Origin of the sequence: Pseudomonas sp. nanlin1, from assembly GCF_045571515.1 — a bacterium.
In the GTDB taxonomy this organism is placed as follows: Bacteria; Pseudomonadota; Gammaproteobacteria; order Pseudomonadales; family Pseudomonadaceae; genus Aquipseudomonas.
Map to the genome: position 1 here is coordinate 1,793,960 of NZ_CP124218.1, position 18,535 is coordinate 1,812,494.

The 18,535-nt window shown below is 61.5% G+C and carries 12 protein-coding genes; 8 read left to right on the top strand and 4 right to left on the bottom strand.

From position 1 onward, the window contains the following. Nucleotides 1-15: 15 nt before the first annotated feature. The 8 genes from QCL65_RS08465 to QCL65_RS08500 all read left to right on the top strand — a co-directional run bounded on the left by QCL65_RS08465 (nucleotide 16) and on the right by QCL65_RS08500 (nucleotide 10,656). Nucleotides 16-4,035 carry a molybdopterin-dependent oxidoreductase gene (locus QCL65_RS08465; protein ID WP_407315763.1) on the top strand — a complete coding sequence of 1,340 codons (4,020 nt, stop codon included), beginning with the start codon at nucleotides 16-18 and terminating at the stop codon, nucleotides 4,033-4,035. 283 nt (nucleotides 4,036-4,318) lie between these two features. Beyond that, complete coding sequence (gene nirB / locus QCL65_RS08470; protein ID WP_407315764.1) at nucleotides 4,319-6,877, top strand: nitrite reductase large subunit NirB; 2,559 nt, start codon at nucleotides 4,319-4,321, stop codon at nucleotides 6,875-6,877. After that, the gene (nirD, locus tag QCL65_RS08475) at nucleotides 6,877-7,245 is read left to right on the top strand and encodes a nitrite reductase small subunit NirD (RefSeq protein ID WP_407315765.1); all 369 of its coding nucleotides are present in this window, start codon (nucleotides 6,877-6,879) and stop codon (nucleotides 7,243-7,245) included. The genes nirB and nirD overlap by 1 nt, the downstream gene beginning before the upstream one ends. A gap of 25 nt (nucleotides 7,246-7,270) precedes the next feature. Continuing rightward, complete coding sequence (gene pcaQ / locus QCL65_RS08480; protein WP_407315766.1) at nucleotides 7,271-8,203, top strand: pca operon transcription factor PcaQ; 933 nt, start codon at nucleotides 7,271-7,273, stop codon at nucleotides 8,201-8,203. 146 nt (nucleotides 8,204-8,349) lie between these two features. Further along, a complete protein-coding gene (locus QCL65_RS08485; protein WP_407315767.1) occupies nucleotides 8,350-9,111 on the top strand; it encodes an FKBP-type peptidyl-prolyl cis-trans isomerase in 762 nt (253 codons plus the stop codon). Between the two features lie 291 nt (nucleotides 9,112-9,402). Next, complete coding sequence (locus QCL65_RS08490; protein ID WP_407315768.1) at nucleotides 9,403-9,849, top strand: YkvA family protein; 447 nt, start codon at nucleotides 9,403-9,405, stop codon at nucleotides 9,847-9,849. Between the two features lie 106 nt (nucleotides 9,850-9,955). Further along, complete coding sequence (locus QCL65_RS08495; RefSeq protein ID WP_407315769.1) at nucleotides 9,956-10,294, top strand: multiprotein-bridging factor 1 family protein; 339 nt, start codon at nucleotides 9,956-9,958, stop codon at nucleotides 10,292-10,294. Beyond that, entirely contained in the window at nucleotides 10,291-10,656 is a 366-nt protein-coding gene (locus tag QCL65_RS08500; RefSeq protein WP_407315770.1) for a hypothetical protein, read from the top strand. Before QCL65_RS08495 ends, QCL65_RS08500 begins: the two co-directional genes overlap by 4 nt. Before the next feature lie 191 nt (nucleotides 10,657-10,847). Here QCL65_RS08500 and QCL65_RS08505 read toward each other — a convergent pair whose 3' ends face one another. The 4 genes from QCL65_RS08505 to QCL65_RS08520 form a co-directional block, all read right to left on the bottom strand. Next, nucleotides 10,848-12,929: a carboxy terminal-processing peptidase gene (locus tag QCL65_RS08505; RefSeq protein ID WP_407315771.1), complete on the bottom strand. Its 2,082-nt coding sequence runs from the start codon at nucleotides 12,927-12,929 to the stop codon at nucleotides 10,848-10,850. A 266-nt stretch (nucleotides 12,930-13,195) separates the two neighbouring features. Next, entirely contained in the window at nucleotides 13,196-14,551 is a 1,356-nt protein-coding gene (locus tag QCL65_RS08510; RefSeq protein ID WP_407315772.1) for an HlyD family type I secretion periplasmic adaptor subunit, read from the bottom strand. A 5-nt stretch (nucleotides 14,552-14,556) separates the two neighbouring features. Then, nucleotides 14,557-16,713 (bottom strand): type I secretion system permease/ATPase, encoded by a 2,157-nt coding sequence (locus QCL65_RS08515; protein WP_407316745.1) that lies wholly within the window; start codon nucleotides 16,711-16,713, stop codon nucleotides 14,557-14,559. 71 nt (nucleotides 16,714-16,784) lie between these two features. Continuing rightward, nucleotides 16,785-18,143, bottom strand: a complete 1,359-nt coding sequence (locus QCL65_RS08520; protein ID WP_407315773.1) for a TolC family outer membrane protein — start codon at nucleotides 18,141-18,143, stop codon at nucleotides 16,785-16,787. Nucleotides 18,144-18,535 lie beyond the last annotated feature (392 nt).

Genomic DNA, 18,535 nt, shown 5'->3' on the forward strand with positions numbered 1-18,535 from the left:
CCATGAGGTGGTTGGATGGCCAGCACAACGGTTCGCAGCGTGTGCCCTTATTGCGGCGTCGGTTGCGGCATCGTCATGACGGTGGAAAACAACCGGGTGACCCACGTCGCCGGCGACAAGCAGCACCCCAGTAATCGCGGCCGGCTGTGCACCAAAGGCAGTACCTGCGCGCAGCCTTTGGCTGACTCTGGCCGTATGGAATATGCCTGGCTGCGCAGCCAGCGTAGCGCCGAACCGGTGCGCGCGGGGATCGACCAGGCCATCGCCGCCACCGGCACGCGCTTGCGCGAACTGCTCGACCGGCATGGCCCCGATGCCCTGGCGTTTTACGTGTCGGGGCAGATGTCGCTGGAGGCGCAATACCTCGCCAACAAGCTGGCCAAAGGGTTTGTCCGCACGCGCCATATCGAGTCCAACTCGCGCTTGTGCATGGCCAGCGCCAGCAGTGGCTACAAACTCTCATTGGGCGCCGACGGGCCGCCTGGCTCGTACGATGATTTTGACCTGGCGGACCTGTTTTTCGTCAGTGGCGCGAACATGGCCGATTGTCACCCCATCCTGTTTCTGCGCCTGCTGGACCGGCGTAAAGCGGGCGCCAAGTTAATCGTGGTCGACCCCCGACGCAGCGCCACGGCCGATAAGGCCGACTTGTTTCTGCAGATCCGCCCTGGCACTGACCTGGCCTTACTTAACGGGCTGCTCTACCTATTAGAGCAAAATGGCGACATCGACCCAGCGTTCATCGCCCGGCATACCGAGGGCTGGGAGCCGATGTCAGCCTTTTTGGCCGACTACACGCCAGCGCGGGTCGCCGACATCACCGGCCTGGCCGAAGCCGATATCCGCCTGGCTGCAGAGTGGATCGGCGCCGCGCGGCAGTGGATGAGCTGCTGGACCATGGGCCTGAACCAGAGCACCCACGGCACCTGGAACACCAATGCGCTGTGCAATCTGCACCTGGCCACCGGGGCCATTTGCCGGCCAGGCAGCGGGCCGTTTTCCCTGACCGGGCAACCCAATGCCATGGGTGGCCGCGAGATGGGCTACATGGGCCCGGGCTTACCGGGCCAGCGCTCCTTATTGGTGGAGGCCGACCGGCAATTCGTCGAAGGTCTCTGGCAGTTGCCGGCGGGTACCCTACGCCAGGTTTCGGGCGACGGCACCGTGGCCATGTTCGAGGCCATGGGCCGGGGTGAGATCAAAGCATGCTGGATCATCTGCACCAACCCGGTGGCCAGTGTCAGTAATCGTCAGCAGGTGATCGACGGCTTGCGTGCCGCCGAGCTGGTGATTTGCCAGGATGCCTTTCTCGACACTGAAACCAACCGCTACGCTGACATCCTCCTGCCCGGGGCGCTGTGGGCCGAAGCCGACGGCGTGATGGTCAATTCCGAGCGCACCATGACCCTCGCTGCCAAAGCCGTCGATGCCCCGGCCGAGACGTTGCCGGATTGGCAGATCATCGCCCGGGTCGCCTGCGAAATGGGCTTTGCCGAAGGTTTCGGCTACACCAGTGCCGAACAGATTTACGCCGAGTTGCAGCAGGCCTGGAACCCGGCGACCGGCTATGACCTGCGCGGTGCCGACTACGCCGACTTGCGTGAGGGGCCCCGCCAGTGGCCCTGCGAGCCCGGTCGGGCGGCCTCTCGTAGCCCAATTCGTTATTGCCCGCAGGGCGCGCAGGCGCCGGTATTCCCCACCCCCAGCGGCAAGGCCCAATTCTTTGCCCGCCCGCACCTGGCTGCCGTCGACCAACCGGATGAAGATTACCCCTGGGTGCTCAACACTGGGCGCCTGCAACACCAGTGGCATACCCTGACCAAGACTGGCAAAGTCGCCACCCTGAACAAACTTAACCCTGGGCCATTCGTGGAGATCAACCCACTGGATGCCCAGCAGTTGGGCATTGCCGAAGGGGACCAGGTGCGCCTGGCTTCACGGCGTGGCCAGGCGCTGTTGGCCGCGCAGGTGAGTGATCGGGTGATGCCAGGCAACTGCTTCGCACCCTTTCATTGGAGTGACGTGTACGGTGAGAACCTGGCGGTCAATGCCCTGACCAGTGACGCCATCGACCCTATCTCGCAACAGCCAGAGTTCAAGTTCACGGCCGTGGCGTTGACCCGGGTCGGCTCGGCCAAGATTGCCGTGCGCGAGGTCGAACCTGCCACCGTGACCGCTGGCCTCGCGCCATTGGACCGCAGCGGTCTGGCCCGGCTGCTGGGCCTGGAGCTGCCCGCCCCGCTTGACTTGAGCGCGCAAGAACAACGCTATATGCAGGGCTTCGTTTTGGGCCTAGGCGACCCCTCGGCACTGGCCGGTGTGCCCACGCTGCCCGCCAGCGCCCCTATGGCCCCGGCGCGGCGCTTACTCATCAACGGCTTGTTGGCCGGTTTGTATTCGCGCGACCAGGCTGTGGCCAGCGCCGCCGAGCAAGCGCCGACCCTCGTGTTGTGGGCGTCCCAGACCGGCAACGCGGAAAGTCTCGCCGGCTTGTGCGCCGAGCGTCTGCGCGAGGCGGCCCACCCAGTGCGCCTGCTGAGCATGGACGAAGTCAGTGTGGCCGAACTGAGCCGAGCGACCTGCGCCATTTGGGTGGTCAGCACCTTCGGTGACGGTGACGCGCCGGACAACGGCGTGAGCCTATGGACCGATTTGCAAGGGCATGCCGAGGCCGCGAGTTTGGCAAAATTGCGCTATGCGGTGCTGGCCCTGGGCGATTCCAGCTATGACCAGTTCTGCGGCTTTGGCCGCAAGCTCGATGAACGCCTGCACAGCCTGGGCGCCGGGCGCCTGTTGAGCCGTTTCGAATGCGAGCCCGATTACCAGGGGCCGGCAGAACAATGGCTGCAGGCCTTGGCACGCAGCCTCAACCCAACCGCCGCCGCGCCCACCCGCACCGCGGCCAGCGCGCCCGCGCCGTTATACAGCAAGCAGCGGCCCTGGCTGGGTCGGGTGATCGCTAACCGGGTGCTCAATGCCACGGGTGCGGAGAAAGAAACCCGCCAGGTGGTGTTCGACATCAAGGACAGCGGTTTCCAATACGAAGCCGGTGATGCCCTAGGCGTTTGGCCGAGCAACTGCATGAGCCTGGTCGAAGAGTTGCTCGCCACCGTTGGCCTCGACAGCGGCCAGCACGTCAGCATTGCCGGGCATGCCGACCTACCTTTGGCGGTGGCACTGCACAAGCACCTGGACATCACCCGGATCACCCCTGACTGGCTGAAATTCGCCGCCCAGCGCAGCGCGGATCAGCGCCTGGGCGAAAGGCTGCGACAGGGTGGCGATGAGCTGCGCCAGTGGCTGTGGGGGCGCCAGTTGCTGGACTTGCTCGACGAGTTTCCAATGGCCTTGGAAGTAGAAGAATTGCTGGGCCTGCTCAAGCCATTACAACCTCGGTTGTACTCCATCAGTTCAAGCCCCAAGGCCAACCCAGACGAGGTGCATCTGACTATGTCGACCGTACGCTACCGGCGTAACCAACGCTTGCGCAGCGGCGTCTGTTCGGGGTTTTTGGCCGATCGCGCAGAGGCCGGCCTGGTGCCTATTTTTGCCCAGAAGTCGGCGCACTTTCGGGTACCCAAAGACCCCAACGCGCCCATGATCATGGTCGGGCCAGGTACCGGCGTGGCGCCGTTTCGGGCGTTTCTGCAAGAGCGCCAACTGACCGGCGCCGCAGGCCCTAACTGGTTGCTGTTTGGCGAGCAGCGCGAGGCCAGCGACTTTTATTACCGTGAGGAGCTGCAGGCCTGGCAACGTGACGGCCATCTGCAGCGCTTGGACACCGCGTTTTCCCGCGATCAGGCGCAGAAGGTTTACGTGCAGCAACGCTTGTTGGAGCAGGGTGCTCAGGTATGGCGCTGGTTGGAGGAGGGGGGCTATTTCTATGTCTGCGGCGATGCCAGCCGTATGGCCAAAGACGTCGACTCAGCCCTTAAAAACGTTGTGGCGACCCACGGTGGCCTCAGTGCGCAAGATGCCGAGGCCTACGTGGCCGCCATGAGCCGAGACAAACGTTACTTGCGCGACGTGTACTGAAACGGTGCGTCTCGCACCGCCGTGGTTCGTAAAATCGTACCGCTGCAAGAGCAGTTGATAGCCAGTATGCGTGCCCGGCCCTGTAACAGCGGGGCATGCCCAAGGTCCCCAGAGTCCTGGCACGCAACCTGCTTTACCTATTACACAGCCCCCGTGGTCAACGTCGATCACCCTGTGGGCACACAACTATTGAATACCAGGCAAAGGCGCCTGGAGCTTCGGCTCCAGGTGCCTTTTTTTTTGTGTGTGTTTTATGGCCCCCGTGATGGCCTGGAGAGACGCTATGAATTCGAGCATGGGCAGCGAGCCTCGCGCTAAATTGATCATCGTTGGCAACGGCATGGTCGGCCATCACTGCGTCGAGCAACTGATCGAGCGCGGCGCCTTGCAACAGTTCGAGGTGCGGGTGTTTGGCGAAGAGCGTCAGCGGGCCTACGACCGTGTGCACTTGTCCGAATACTTTAGCGGCTCCGATGCCGAAACCCTGGCCATGGGCGAAGCCGACCTGTACGCACGCAACGGCGTGGTCTTGCACCTGGGCGAAGCGGTGCTGGAAATCGACCGCGAGCGCCGCGAAGTGGTGACCCCCCAGGCGCGCTACCCCTATGACCAGTTGGTGCTGGCCACCGGCTCTTACCCCTTCGTGCCGCCGATCGAGGGCTCCGAAGGCGATTCGCGCCTGGTTTACCGCACCCTCGATGACCTCGATGCGATCCGCCTGGCCGCCGCTCAAGCGCGCCGTGGTGTAGTGGTGGGCGGGGGGCTATTGGGCTTGGAAGCGGCCAATGCGCTCAAGTCTTTGGGCCTCGAAGCCCATGTCGTGGAGTTCGCCCCGCGCTTGATGCCGGTGCAGTTGGACGCCGAAGGCGGTGCGGCATTGCGGGCGCAGATCGAGGCCTTGGGCGTTGGTGTGCACACCTCGCGAGCGACCAAAGCGGTGGTCGCGGGCGAGCATTACCGTTACCGCATGAACTTCGATGGCGGGGAATTCCTGGAGACCGATTTGATCGTGTTCTCGGCCGGCATTCGCCCCCAGGACGCCTTGGGCCGCAGCAGCGGCCTGGAAATCGCCCCGCGCGGTGGCGTGATGATCGACGCCGCCTGCCGCACCAGCGATAGCCGCATATTCGCCATCGGCGAATGCGCCTCGTGGAACGGCAGTGTGTTCGGCCTGGTCGCCCCCGGCTACACCATGGCCCGTAATGTCGCCAGCCATCTGATAGGCGCCCCAGGGGCCAGCTTCGAAGGCGCCGATATGTCGACCAAACTCAAACTGCTCGGCGTCGACGTCGGTTCCATCGGTGACGCCCACGGCGCCACGCCCGGGTCGCGCAGTTACCGCTTTATCGACGAGACCACGGCCAGCTACCGGCGTTTGGTGGTCGACGCTGAAGGCAAGCGCGTGCTGGGTGCAGTATTGGTCGGGGACAACAGCTACTACGACACCCTGCTGCAATACGTACAGAACGCTATTGCCTTGCCGGCTGACCCTTCCAGCCTGATTCTGCCGTTGTCCGACGGCGCGCCGACCCTGGGGGCCGACGCGCTGCCCGACAGCGCGACGATCTGCTCTTGCCATAACGTCAGCAAGGGCGCCATCTGCTCGGCCATCGATGGCGGCTGCGGTGATCTGCCCAGCCTTAAATGCACCACCAAAGCCGGTACCGGTTGTGGCGGCTGCGTCGCCCTGGTCAAGCAAGTCTTCGAACACGAATTGACCGCCCGCGGGGTCGCCGTGGATAAGAGCCTGTGCGAGCACTTCGGCTATACCCGCCAAGAGCTTTACGCCCTGGCGAGGGTGGAAGGGGTGCTGAGTTTCGAAGAGATGCTCGCCAAGCATGGCCGCGGCCACACAGGCTGTGACATCTGCAAACCGACCGTGGCGAACATTCTCGCCTCGTGCTGGAACCAGCCCATCATGGACCCCTCCCTGGTGCCACTGCAGGACACCAACGATACCTTCATGGCCAACATGCAAAAGAACGGCACCTACTCGGTGGTGCCGCGCATCCCGGGTGGGGAGATCTCACCGGACAAGCTGATCGCGATTGGCGCCGTGGCGAAGAAGTACGATTTGTACACCAAGATCACCGGCGGCCAGCGCATCGATTTGTTCGGTGCCCAACTGCACGAGCTGCCGGATATCTGGAGCGAGCTCATCGAAGCCGGTTTCGAAACCGGGCACGCCTATGGCAAGTCCACCCGCACGGTGAAGTCGTGCGTGGGGAGCACCTGGTGCCGTTATGGCGTGCAGGACAGTGTGCAAATGGCGCTGACCCTAGAGGATCGCTACAAAGGCCTGCGCTCGCCGCATAAGTTGAAGTTCGCGGTGTCAGGCTGCACCCGCGAATGCGCCGAGGCGCAGAGCAAGGACATCGGTGTGATCGCCACTGAAAACGGCTGGAACCTGTATGTCTGCGGCAACGGCGGCATGCGCCCCCGGCATGCCGAGCTGTTCGCCACCGACCTGGATGACCAGACCCTGATCCGCTACATCGACCGTGTGTTGATGTTCTATATCCGCACCGCCGACAAGCTGCAACGCACCTCGGTGTGGCGCGAGGGCCTGGAAGGCGGGTTGGACTACCTCAAGCAAGTGATCATCGAAGACAGCCTGGGCCTGGGCGCTGAGCTGGAGGCGCAGATGCAACTGGTGGTCGACCGCTACGAATGTGAATGGGCCAATGCGCTGAAAGACCCGGAAAAGCTCAAGCGCTTCCGCACGTTCGTCAACGACAAGCGCGCCGACCCCGACATTCATTTCGTTAAGGAACGTGGCCAGCGGCGTCCTGCCAAGGCCGGTGAACTCAAGCTGATCCCATTGACCGAAGAGGTGCGCTGATGTCGTCATTCAATCAGGTAAACCCGGCTGTATCGCAGAACCCCTGGCAGCCAGTTTGCCGCCAGGCCGATCTGGTGGCCAATTCAGGGGTGGTGGTTTGGCTGGACGGTGCCCAGGTGGCGTTGTTCTACCTGCCCGGCCAGGAGCAGACGCTTTACGCCATCGACCACCACGACCCCCAGGCCAATGCCAATGTGATCGGCCGAGGCATCATTGGGCGTATCCAAGGGCAGCTGGTGGTCGCCTCACCCTTGTACAAACAGCATTACGTATTGAGCGATGGGCGCTGCCTGGAAACCCCGGAGCAGCAGTTGCGCACATGGCCCGTACGGCTCAATGGCGAGGCCGTGGAAATCGCTCGGGGTTGATCGGCGAGGCTGTTAATATCGCCCGATGAACCTCGATACTCGGATCAAATTCCGCCACTTGCTGTGTTTTCTCGAAATCGCCCGCCATGGCAGTTTTGCCAAGGCGGCCGATGCGATATCCATCAGCCAGCCGGCGATTTCCAAGACCCTCAAAGAGCTCGAAAGCTTGCTTGAGACGCGCCTGTTCGAGCGCGACAATGCTGGCGTTGAACTGACCGCCGCCGGGGCGCGCTTTATGCGTTATGCCGGGCCCTGCGTGCAAGCCCTGCGCGACGGCGTCGGCAGCCTGCGCAATGAACCGCACCAGCCGCCACAGGTTCGGGTGGGCGTGCTGTCTACGGTCGAAAGCCAGTTGATGCCCGAGGTGTTGCGGCGTTTGCATCAGCGGCACGCGGCGCTGGTGGTCAGCGTTGCCACGGGGCCTGGGGCGTACCTGCTGGCGCAGCTGCATGTGGGCGACCTCGACGTGGTAGTCGGGCGTATGACCGACAGCCCGCAAATCCATGGGCTGACTTTCGAGCATTTGTACAGCGAGTCCATGACCCTAGTAGTGCGCCCCGGCCACCCATTGCTGGCCGAGCAGCCGCTCGAGCTTAGCCGTGTGAGCCGCTACCCGTTGGTCTTGCCCTTGGCCGGCACGACTATCCGCAAGCACGCCGACAGCCTGTTCGTGCAGTGCGCCATCGAACCTTCGGCGCAGCGTCTGGAAACCTTGTCACCCACCCTGAGTCGACGCTACGTGGCCAGCAGCGAGGCCATTTGGGTGGCGCCGCGCGATGCGGTGCAACGCGAACTATTACAAGGCGAGCTCTGCGAGTTGGACCTGGGGGTGCGTGAGCCTGGCGGCTCGGTGGGCATTTGCAGCAATGCCGCGGTGCCGTTAGCGCTGCCCGCGCAGTGGCTGTGCGAAGTGGTGAGGGCGGTGGCCCGGGATTATCGCCAGGCCGATCCTGTCTGAACCCTGTACCAAACCTAGAAACCTCAATGAAACCTGAACTAATCAGACGTTTCCCCCTCTCATGCCGGTAGCCATTGATCGTAGCCGCCTGATAAGCTCGCGGCTTTATTCGATTGCCCTTTTTGGCGCATGAACAAGGAAATAGCATGAAACAGCATCGGTTGGCGGCGGCGGTTGCCTTGGTCACCCTGGTCCTCGCGGGTTGCGACTCCCAGACCAGCGTTGAGCTCAAAACCCCGGCGCAAAAAGCTTCCTACGGTATCGGCCTGAACATGGGCAAGAGCCTGGCACAGGAAGGCATGGACGATCTGGATTCTAAAGCGGTCGCCCAAGGCATCGAAGATGCGGTCGGCAAGAAAGAACAGAAACTCAAGGACGAAGAGCTGGTCGAGGCCTTCGCGGCGCTGCAAAAGCGTGCCGAAGAGCGCATGACCAAAATGAATGCCGAGGCTGAAGCTTCCGGCAAGAAGTTCCTTGAGGAAAACGGCAAGAAGGAAGGCGTTGTCACCACCGCTTCCGGCTTGCAGTACCAGATCATCAAGAAAGCCGATGGCCCGCAGCCTAAGCCGACCGATGTGGTCACCGTTCACTACGAAGGCAAGCTGATCGACGGTAAGGTCTTCGACAGCTCCATCGAGCGCGGTAGCCCGATCGACCTGCCCGTGGGCGGCGTTATCCCGGGTTGGGTCGAAGGCCTGCAGCTGATGCACGTCGGTGAAAAAGTCAAACTGTTCATCCCGAGCGACTTGGCCTACGGTGCCCAAAGCCCGAGCCCGACCATCCCGGCTAACTCGGTGCTGGTGTTCGATCTGGAACTGATCGCGATCAAAGATCCAGCCAGTCTCGACCAGGCCCCTGCTGAAGGCGCCCCTGAGGCTTCCGAAGCTGAGCCCGCGCCGGCTAAGTAAGCCGCTGGTGTTCTGCCAACGCCCCGTTTATACGGGGCGTTTTTATGTGTGGGCCTTGCTGTAGGAAATCCTTTCGAACTGGCGCTCAGTGCCGCAGTCACAGCTAGCAGGCCCCTTGGTCTAGCCGCTTACGGCGCCTTTAGTCAATGAATATATGCGTTTTTTTATGTGTGTAAAAAACGCCCGATTTAACCGGGGCCCTTGGTTTGCGGGCCTTTCGGTGCATTGAAACGTCTCTGTTCACAAGGTTATCCACAATAATTGTGGATAACCTTTCCCCTTGGAGATTCCATGAAAGCACCCTGGAATTACAGCCGATTCGTACCCATCGCTGAGCGTCTGATCAGCCGTGGTCGCTTGCCCGCATTGATCTTCGCCGTAGCACGTAAAGGCAAGGGCTACCGGCTGGGTAAGCTCAAGGAAGACGTACAACTGCTGCAGGCGCTCTGCCTGGCCTACTGGCGCGGTGAGTACCGCGCCATCAGCCCAAAAGCGCTGGTATCGATCGTGGCGGGCCTGGTGTACTTCGTCAGCCCTATCGATGCGATTCCCGACTGGCTGCTAGGTGTCGGCATGCTCGACGATATCGCCGTGCTGGGTTGGGTCATGAAAAACCTGGTCAATGAGCTGGACGCCTTCCGCGCCTGGCGCCAGCGCCAATCCCCCGAGAAGCTGCGGGTAGTCGAACGCCTGCCGGCCGACCCGGACGCACTGGCCAGGGAGCAGGGCCGCCGTTAACGCTGTTCGACCCCCCTTGTCGCCTTAGGCTGTTACTATATTTGCTATCTGACAAATCAAGTAATAAACCTACCGATTACACCAGGTAACGGGCAAAGGAGGGGGTATGGGGATTCAAGTCATCAGCCGCGACGGCCAGCCGGAATACGCGGTGGTGCCATGGGCCGACTATCAGGCCCTGTTGGCAGCTGCAGGGCACACCGACGCCGCGCCAGCGGCTGCGCCCAGCCTGCCGCCCGTTACAGCTCGCGAGTGGCCAGGTTTCGAGCAACTAGGCCCCCTGCGCGAGGCTAAGGGCCTGGCGCTGGAAAAGCTGGCCCGGGCCGTCGGGATCAGCCCCTCTTACCTGAGGATGATCGAGAGCGGCGAGCGTGAGCCCGATGCTGCGATTCGCCGTAGCTTGGCGTGGGAGCTGGGGGTGCCCGGCTGGAAAGCGGCGTCATGACGGGCGTGCGCATCAGCCGCCAGCACTGGGCGAGCCTCCTGGGGGAACTCGACCAGGCCCGCCGCCAGCGCCACCTGCTGACCTACCGGGCCTTGCTGGAACGCTTGGACCTGCCCACACCCGCCATGCAGACCCTCACAGCCGCCCTGGAATACCTGGCGGCCCTCGATGCCCGCGCCGAACAACCGATCCGCAGTTCGCTGGTCATCAGCCAAGGGGCCAGCCGCCTGCCGCGCACCGGTTTTTTTGAATGCGTCGCGCGCCTGGGGCGCTTCGCCGGGCCGTCGGACGGCATCGCGGCAGCCTCTTGGCACGCCTCGGAAGTGGCTCGGGTGTTCGAGTACGCTTACCCGGAGACTTGAGCGGCTTATTGGAGCGTGGCTGCCAGTAGGCAAGTATGCCGACGAGGTGGCTGGTCTCCTCAACGCCGGTCATGGTGGCGCTACCTGGCGATCACGGCAAAACGGCAGAAAAAAAGGCTGAACGCATGGACGTTCAGCCTTTCATTGCACTATGACCCGATGACCGATCAATAACTAACGGCCATCACTGTTCAGTGTTTCGCCACCGAAGAGTTCAGCCCCAGGTAGTCCAGCAGGATGCGCCCGGTTTCGCTGAGGTATGCATCGTCCTCGGGTTTGGTCTTGTCTGGCTCGACCGCGAGGGCGTCCTCGTCTTCTTTTTTCATCTCCTTGAGCGGCTCTTCGCCCTTGGCTTTACGCCGCAGATTTTCCATGGCCAATTGCTTGGCCTCGATCTCGCTGTGTTGCGCGCGGCGGGTGGCTTCGTTCAGGCTGACGGTTTTTTCATTCATCAGGCTTTGCGCCAGGCCAAGGCGGTCGCGGATGTAGATGAACTCCGGGTCGTTCAGGGTGCGCGCGTCGTGACGCGCTTTAAGCTGCGCCAGAAACGGCTTGAACGGGTCGCTGGCCGGCTTGATGGCGGGTTTGATGGTGTCCCACGGCATCGCTTCAGGCAGGGCGCTTTCACCGATTTCTTTGGTATCGATGATCGACGGGTAGTCGATATCCGGCAGCACGCCCTGGTGTTGGGTGCTTTGCCCAGACACCCGGTAGAACTTGGCCAGGGTCAGCTTCAGTTCACCGTGGTTAAGCGGCTGAATGGTCTGCACAGTGCCTTTGCCGAAGGTTTGGCCGCCGATAATCAGCGCCCGGTGGTAGTCCTGCATGGCACCGGCGAAAATTTCCGAAGCCGAGGCCGACAGGCGGTTTACCAATAGCGCCATCGGGCCTTTGTAGAAGGCACCGGGGTTTTCGTCTTCAAGTACGTCGACTCGGCCATCAGCGTTGCGCACCAGCACCGTAGGCCCCTTGTCGATGAACAGGCTGGTCAACTCGGTGGCTTCCTGCAGCGAGCCGCCGCCGTTGTTGCGCAGGTCGATGACCACGCCGTCGACTTTGTCTTTTTGCAGCTCGGTCAGCAGCTTCTTGACGTCACGGGTGGTGGACTTGTAGTCCGGGTCACCGGCACGGAAGGCTTTGAAGTCGAGGTAGAAGGCCGGAATTTCAATCACGCCGACTTTGTAGTCGCGGCCATCCTGCTTCAGGTGGAGGATCGACTTTTTCGCCGCCTGTTCTTCGAGCTTGACCGCTTCACGGGTGATCGAAACGATCTTGCTGGTCTGGTCGTTGGGCGCATTGGTAGAAGGGATGACTTCCAGGCGTACCACGGAGCCTTTCGGGCCACGGATCAGCTTGACCACTTCGTCCAGGCGCCAGCCGACCACGTCGACCATTTCCTTGTCGCCCTGGGCCACAGCGATGATTTTATCGGCCGGTGCCACCTGTTTGGTTTTCGCTGCCGGGCCCGCAGGCACCAGGCGCACGATCTTGACCTGATCGTTGTCGCTCTGCAGCACGGCGCCGATGCCTTCCAGGGACAGGCTCATGTTGATGTCGAAGTTTTCCGCGCTGTCGGGAGACAGGTAGTTGGTGTGCGGATCATAGGACTGCGCGAAGGTGTTGATATAGGCCTGGAAGATGTCTTCCGCGCGGGTCTGCTCCAAGCGCGCCAGTTGGTTCTTGTAACGCTTGGTGAGGGTTTCCTGGATCTGTTTCGGGTCTTTGCCGGCGATCTTCTGGCGCAGCACTTCGTCTTTGACGCGCTTACGCCACAGGTCGTCGAGCTCAGCCTCGCTCTTGAGCCATGGAGCATCCTTGCGGTCTACCAGCAAGGTTTCCTGGGTGCTGAAGTCGAGCTTGTCGACGCCTTTGCCCAATTCGCCAAGGGCGAAGTCCAGACGCGCTTTGACACGGGTCAGGTAGCGTTTGTAAATGGTAAAGCCGGGATCGAGGTCACCGCTCTTGAGCAGGTCGTCGAACTGGGTCTTCCACTTATCGAACTCGGTGATGTCGCTGGCCAGGAAATAGCTGCGCGATGGATCGAGCAGTTTCAGATAGCTCTCGTAGATGATCACCGAGCGCGCATCGTTCAAAGGCGGCTTGCTGTAGTGGTGGCGCTTGAGCAATTCGACGACGTTCAGGCTGGCAATCACCTCGTCGCGGTCTGGCTGCAGACTGTCCCAGCTGTTGGCAGCCAAGCTAGTCGCGGACATCGACAGGGTGGCCAGGCCGACGCACAGCGCCAGGGCAGTGCTAGGGATAAGCTGCTTCATGCTGATTCGACGCGGGGGCAATTGATAACGCATATTAGGCCGTCTTTGGATTCGCCGGTTCCATGGAACCGGTCGCATAATGCGAAAAGCCCAGCGCTAAGGCGCCGGGCTCAGTCATGGGTCAACTATGGAGACACTGTGCAGGCATTGCAAGGCGTTGAAGGTCACGGGCTGTGGCTTGATCAAGAAAGCTCAGGCTGCGATGCGGGTCAAGTGAAAAATCCGCATCGCTGGCGCTGGTCTCAACCAATCGGCCTATTGGATCATCAACGTTCGCGCATCGCCTCGGTGCGGGCCTTCAAGACTGGTTTGAGCAGGTAGTCGAGCACGCTCTTCTCGCCCGTGATGATGTCCACCGTGGCGGTCATGCCCGGAATGATCAGCAGCGGTTTGGCGTCGCCACCCAAGTGGTTGCGATCGGTGCGTACCTGGATCAGGTAAAACGCGTTGCCTTTGTCGTCGGTCACGGTATCGGCGCCGATCAGCTCCAGCTTGGCTTTCAAGCCGCCGTAAATCGTGTAGTCGTAGGCGCTGAACTTGACCATCGCCGTTTGCCCTGGGTGTAGGAAGGCGACGTCTTGTGGGCGAACCTTAGCTTCGATCAGCAGGTTGTCTTCCAGGGGGACGATCTCCAGCAAGTCACTGCCCGGTTGCACCACACCGCCGATGGTATTGACCTTCATGGTTTTGATCACGCCGTGCACGGGGGACATCACCGTGGTGCGGCTGACGCGGTCGTCGATGGCAATACTGGTGGCCGCCAGCTTGGACAAATCGGTGCGTTTGTCGTTGAGTTCTTTGGAGGCGTCCGAGCGGAAGGTCAGCTCCGACTCTTGCACGCGGCTCTTGATCTCGTTGATCGCCGATTCTGCGCGGGGGATCGCCAGCGTGGTGGCGTCCAGCTGGCCGCGGGCTTCCACGGCGTTGCGTTTGAGCCGCAGGATTTCCACCGGCGAAATCGCCCCGCTGGCCACCAGGGGTGTCGACATGTTCAGCTCTTGCTGCAACAGGCTAAGGCCAGAGCGGTATTGTTCGGCCTTGGAGCGAAACTCCGCGAGCTCCTGGGTTTTTTGCCGAAGTTGCTCGCTCAGTGTGCGCTGTTCGCTTTTCAGCTTGGCTTGCCGAGATTGGTAAAAAGCCATCTCGTCGGCGGCCACCTGCGGCGACTTCTTCACCACCTCGGGAGGTACCACGAACGGCCGCCCTTCAGCTTCGGCCGAGAGCCGCTCGACCTGGGCCAGGAGGGCGTAGCGGTCTGCTTCACTTTCGCCACGGTTGGACAAAAAGCGCGTGTCGTCCAAGCGCAGCAGGGTGTCGCCCTTGTTCACCAATTGGCCTTCGCGAACGAAGATCTCAGTGACAATACCGCCTTCCAGGTTCTGGATCACCTGGACTTTGCTCGAAGGGATCGCCTTGCCTTCGCCCATGGTGACTTCCTGCAACACGGCAAATTTCGCCCACACCAAAGCGATGATCAGCAACGCGGCGCAGATCCACACGGTCAGCCGCGAGCGCCGTGGCGAGTCGTGCAATGTGGCGCTGGCCAGCTCCGGCATAAACTCGCGCTCGCCGGTTTTGCCAAAGCTGCGAAAGTAGCCACGGGGGCCTGTTGAGGTCGACATCGCTGCTACTCCTGAGTGCCGGACGAACCGACACGGCCTTTACGCAAGGCTTCAATCACATTGTTTTTCGGGCCATCGGCGACGATGCGCCCGTTTTCCAGCACGATCAGTCGGTCAACCAGCGACAGCATCGAGGTACGGTGGGTCACCAGGAGCAAAGTTTTGCCTTCGATCCAGGTGTGCAGCCGCAAGCGCAGGGCGTCTTCGCTGCTGTTGTCCATGTGGCTGGTGGGCTCATCGAGCAGCATCAGCGGTGGCTCCAGCAGCATGGCGCGGGCCAGCAGCACGGCCTGGCGCTGGCCGCCCGAGAGCAGTTGGCCACGCTCGCCCACGGGGCGGTCGAAGCCCTGGGGGTGCTGGCGGGCCAGTTCGCTGACACCGGTCAGTTCGGCCACTTCCAGCATGCGTGCGTCGCTGATGTAGCGGGCGCCCAGGGTCATGTTGTCGCGCAGGCTGCCGGCCAGTAGCGGCAAGTCATGGGCGACGTAGCCGATTTGCTGGCGCAGGTCGGCCACATCGAGCTGGCGCAGGTCGAGGCCGTCCAGCAGAATCTGCCCTTGCTCCGGCTCGAAGAAACCCATGATCAAACGACCGAGGGTGCTTTTGCCCGAACCACTGCGGCCGATGATGCCCACCCGTTCACCGGGCTTGATGCTGAAACCGATGCTGTTCAACGCTGGGCTGTTCTGCCCGGCGTAGCGAAAGCTCAGTTGCACCGCTGACACCGCGCCCTTGAGTTGGGTGCGCTCCAACGGCCGCTGGCGGCTGTCGCGTTCCTGGGGCAGGGCCATCAGGGCATCGGTGCTGCGCATGGTCAGTTGCGCTTGCTGGTAGCGGGTGATCAGCCCGGCAATTTGCCCTAAGGGCGCCAGCACTCGGCTGCCCAGCATGTAGGTCGCCACCAGGGCGCCAACGCTGAGGTTGCCGGCGATAATGCTGTAGACCCCGGCGACGATGGTCGCCATACCGCACAGTTGCTGGATGAACAGCGTGCCATTGCTGGCCATGGCCGACAGGTTACGGGCATGGGCGTCGAGGCGGGTGAGGGCGCCGTGGGTAGCCTCCCACTTGTACTGGCGTTCGCTTTCGGCGCCGCAGGCTTTGAGGGTTTCCAGGCCACCGAGGGTCTCGATCAGCAAGGCTTGGCGCTCGGCGCCCAGGGCCAGGCTTTTCTGCACGGTGTCACGCAGACGCACCTGAATAAAGTAAGCGAAACCTATGGTGATCGGGAACGCCAGCAACGGGATCAGCACCAGCCAACCGCCCAGCAGGCCGATCACCACCAGCATCAGCACGGCGAAGGGCAGGTCGATGATGCTGGTGAGGGTCACCGCGGTGAGAAATTCCCGCAAACCCTGAAAGTCATGGATGCTTTGGGCGAAGCCACCGATGGTCGCGGGGCGGGCTTTCATCGACATGCCGGTGATGCGTTCGAACAAGGTCGCCGAGAGAATCAGATCGGTCTTTTTCCCGGCTTGGTCGAGCAAGTGGGCGCGTACGATGCGCAACACCAGTTCGAACAAAGTACCAATCAACAAGCCGATCACCAGCACCCAGAGGGTGGAGATGGCCTGGTTGGGCACCACCCGGTCGTAGGTTTGCATGACGAACAACGGCACCATCAAGCCCAGCAGGTTGATCAGCAGGCTGGCCAACAAAGCGTCGCTGTAGAGCCAGCGGGACAATTTCAGGGTATCGCGAAACCAGGCGTCGACGCGCGGCATCATGGGGTTACGCAGGTCTTCCAGTTCGTGGCGTGGGCGGGCGAACAAAGCTTGCCCGCTGTAACTGCGGTTCAGGGTTTCGACGTCCACCCATTGCTCGCCGCCTTCGGCTTCGCTGGGCAATATCAGCGCTCGGCCTTGGTCGTCCAGGCGCCGTAGCACGGCACTGCGGCCGTCTTGCAACAACAGCAGCACGGGCAGGTTGAGTTCGGAAATGGCCGACAGCTCACGCCGTAGCAAACGCGCTTGCAGCCCGGCCCGGGCGGCGGCGCGGGGCAATAGGTCGGTGCCCAGGCGCTGGTTGGCCAAGGGCAGGCCGGCGCTCAGGCTCGCGCGGCTTACCGTACAGCCATGCAGCTTGCACAGAATCAGCAGGCCATCGAGCAAAGGGTCGTCGAAGCTCGAACGGGGGTCGGCCGCCGGGCTGGCAGGTTGCATGGTGGTCAAAGGGGGGGTACTCCAGGGGGAACTTCCCGGTGCCGAACGAGGTGTTCGGCACCGGTACGGCTTTAGCGCATATCGGGGAGGCGGGCGTCGCTACGAACTTCGCTCTGAGCCATGGCTTCAGGTGGCAGCGAGACTTTTGCCTTGGGCAGCAGCACGCCCATATTGGCCAGTACGCGGTACATGGAGTATTCCTCCAGGTAGCGCACTTCGGCGTAACGGCGGTTGGCGGTGTATAGCTCGTTTTCGCTGTCCAGCACGTCCAGCAGGGTGCGTTGGCCCAGGCCGAATTGGTCTTGGTAAGCGGCGCGCACGCGGGTAGTGGTTTCGGCGTATTCGCGGGCCGTTGGCGTTTGCTGGCGCGCGTTATTCATGGCGTTCCAGGACAGCGACATGTTCTCGTTCAACTGGCGCAGGGCGTTGTTGCGGATGTCCATGGCCTGGTTGATCTTGTAGGCGTCCGATTCCAGGCGCGCTTTGTCGGCACCACCACGGAACAGGTTGTAGTTCATGGTCACGCCAGCACGCCAGTCGGTGTTGTTGTGGCCTTGCTCGCCGGACAGATTGTTGTTGGCACCGGTGGCCAGCTCGGCATCGAAGCGTGGGTAGAAAGGCGACTTGGCCACTTCGTACTGCTTCTCAGCGGCCTGGATGTCTGCCTGGGCAGACTTCAAATAAGGGTTGTTTTCCAGCATGGACTGGCGTGCTTCGACCAGGCTTGGCGGCAGTTCAGATTTGATCGAGGTCGGCGGCTCCAGCTCGTCGGGCATACGGCCCACGGCGCTGTAGAAGTTGGCTTCGGCGTCGGACAAGTCTACCTGCGCGGTGTAATAGTTGTTTTCGGCCAAAGCACGACGGGCGCGCGATTGGTCAACGTCGGCGGTGCTGCCTACGCCACGTTCGCTACGCAGGCCAATCTGGTCGTTAACGCGCAAGTGCGCTTGCAGGTTGTTCTTGGCCAGGGTCACCAACTCGCGGCGTTTGAGCACTTCGAGGTAAACCTCGACTGCGCGCAATGCCAGGTCTTGGGCGGTGCCTTGAATGTAATAAGCCCGGGAGTTAACCGTGGCTTCGGTGCGGCCTTTTTCATTGGCGGTATTGAAACCGTCAAACAACATTTGGCGCAGACGCAGTTCCGACTGGGTGTAGTTCAGCGTTTCGGTGTTGTGGTTACCACGGGCACGGGTAGTTGGGTTATCCGAGCGCTCGCGGCCGTAGCCTGCAACGATGTCCACAGTAGGCAGGTAGCCACTGCTGGCAACTTTTGCGTCTTCGTTGGCCGACAGCCGGTTGTTGATGTTGGAGCCCATCTCCGGGTGATTGTCCACGGTATTCTGGATGGCTTCAGTCAGTGACATCGCTTGCACATTGGTACAAGCGATGGCCAACAGTACGGCACTGTAAATCGGATTGAAGACGCGCATTTCGGAACTACTCCCTAAGCTTCTCGTAAGCAGTCGTCAAATTAATGACGAAAATAGATTTTTATATCGTGTCAGGCGGTAACGTTAGAGCTGCGAATAACGGTGAACGAAGCTAAGAAGGATTGGTCATAGCGCATATAGCGGAAAAAATCTTACACGGCTTGCCAAATCCAGCACACTGTCCCTTTAATATAACCCCTAGAATGCAGGCGTTACAAAGATTTCAGGGGCGGGACAAAAGTTCAACAATTTTTATGGCTCAGAGCAGAAGAAAGCAGGAAAAGCGACGAAGTGTGTGTTCCGCTGGCGACAAAAAAATGTCGCTGTAACTTAGTGCGAATCATTCAACAGTTGTTTTTTCCGCTTTTTGCTAGCACCACTCGGCAAGAGTA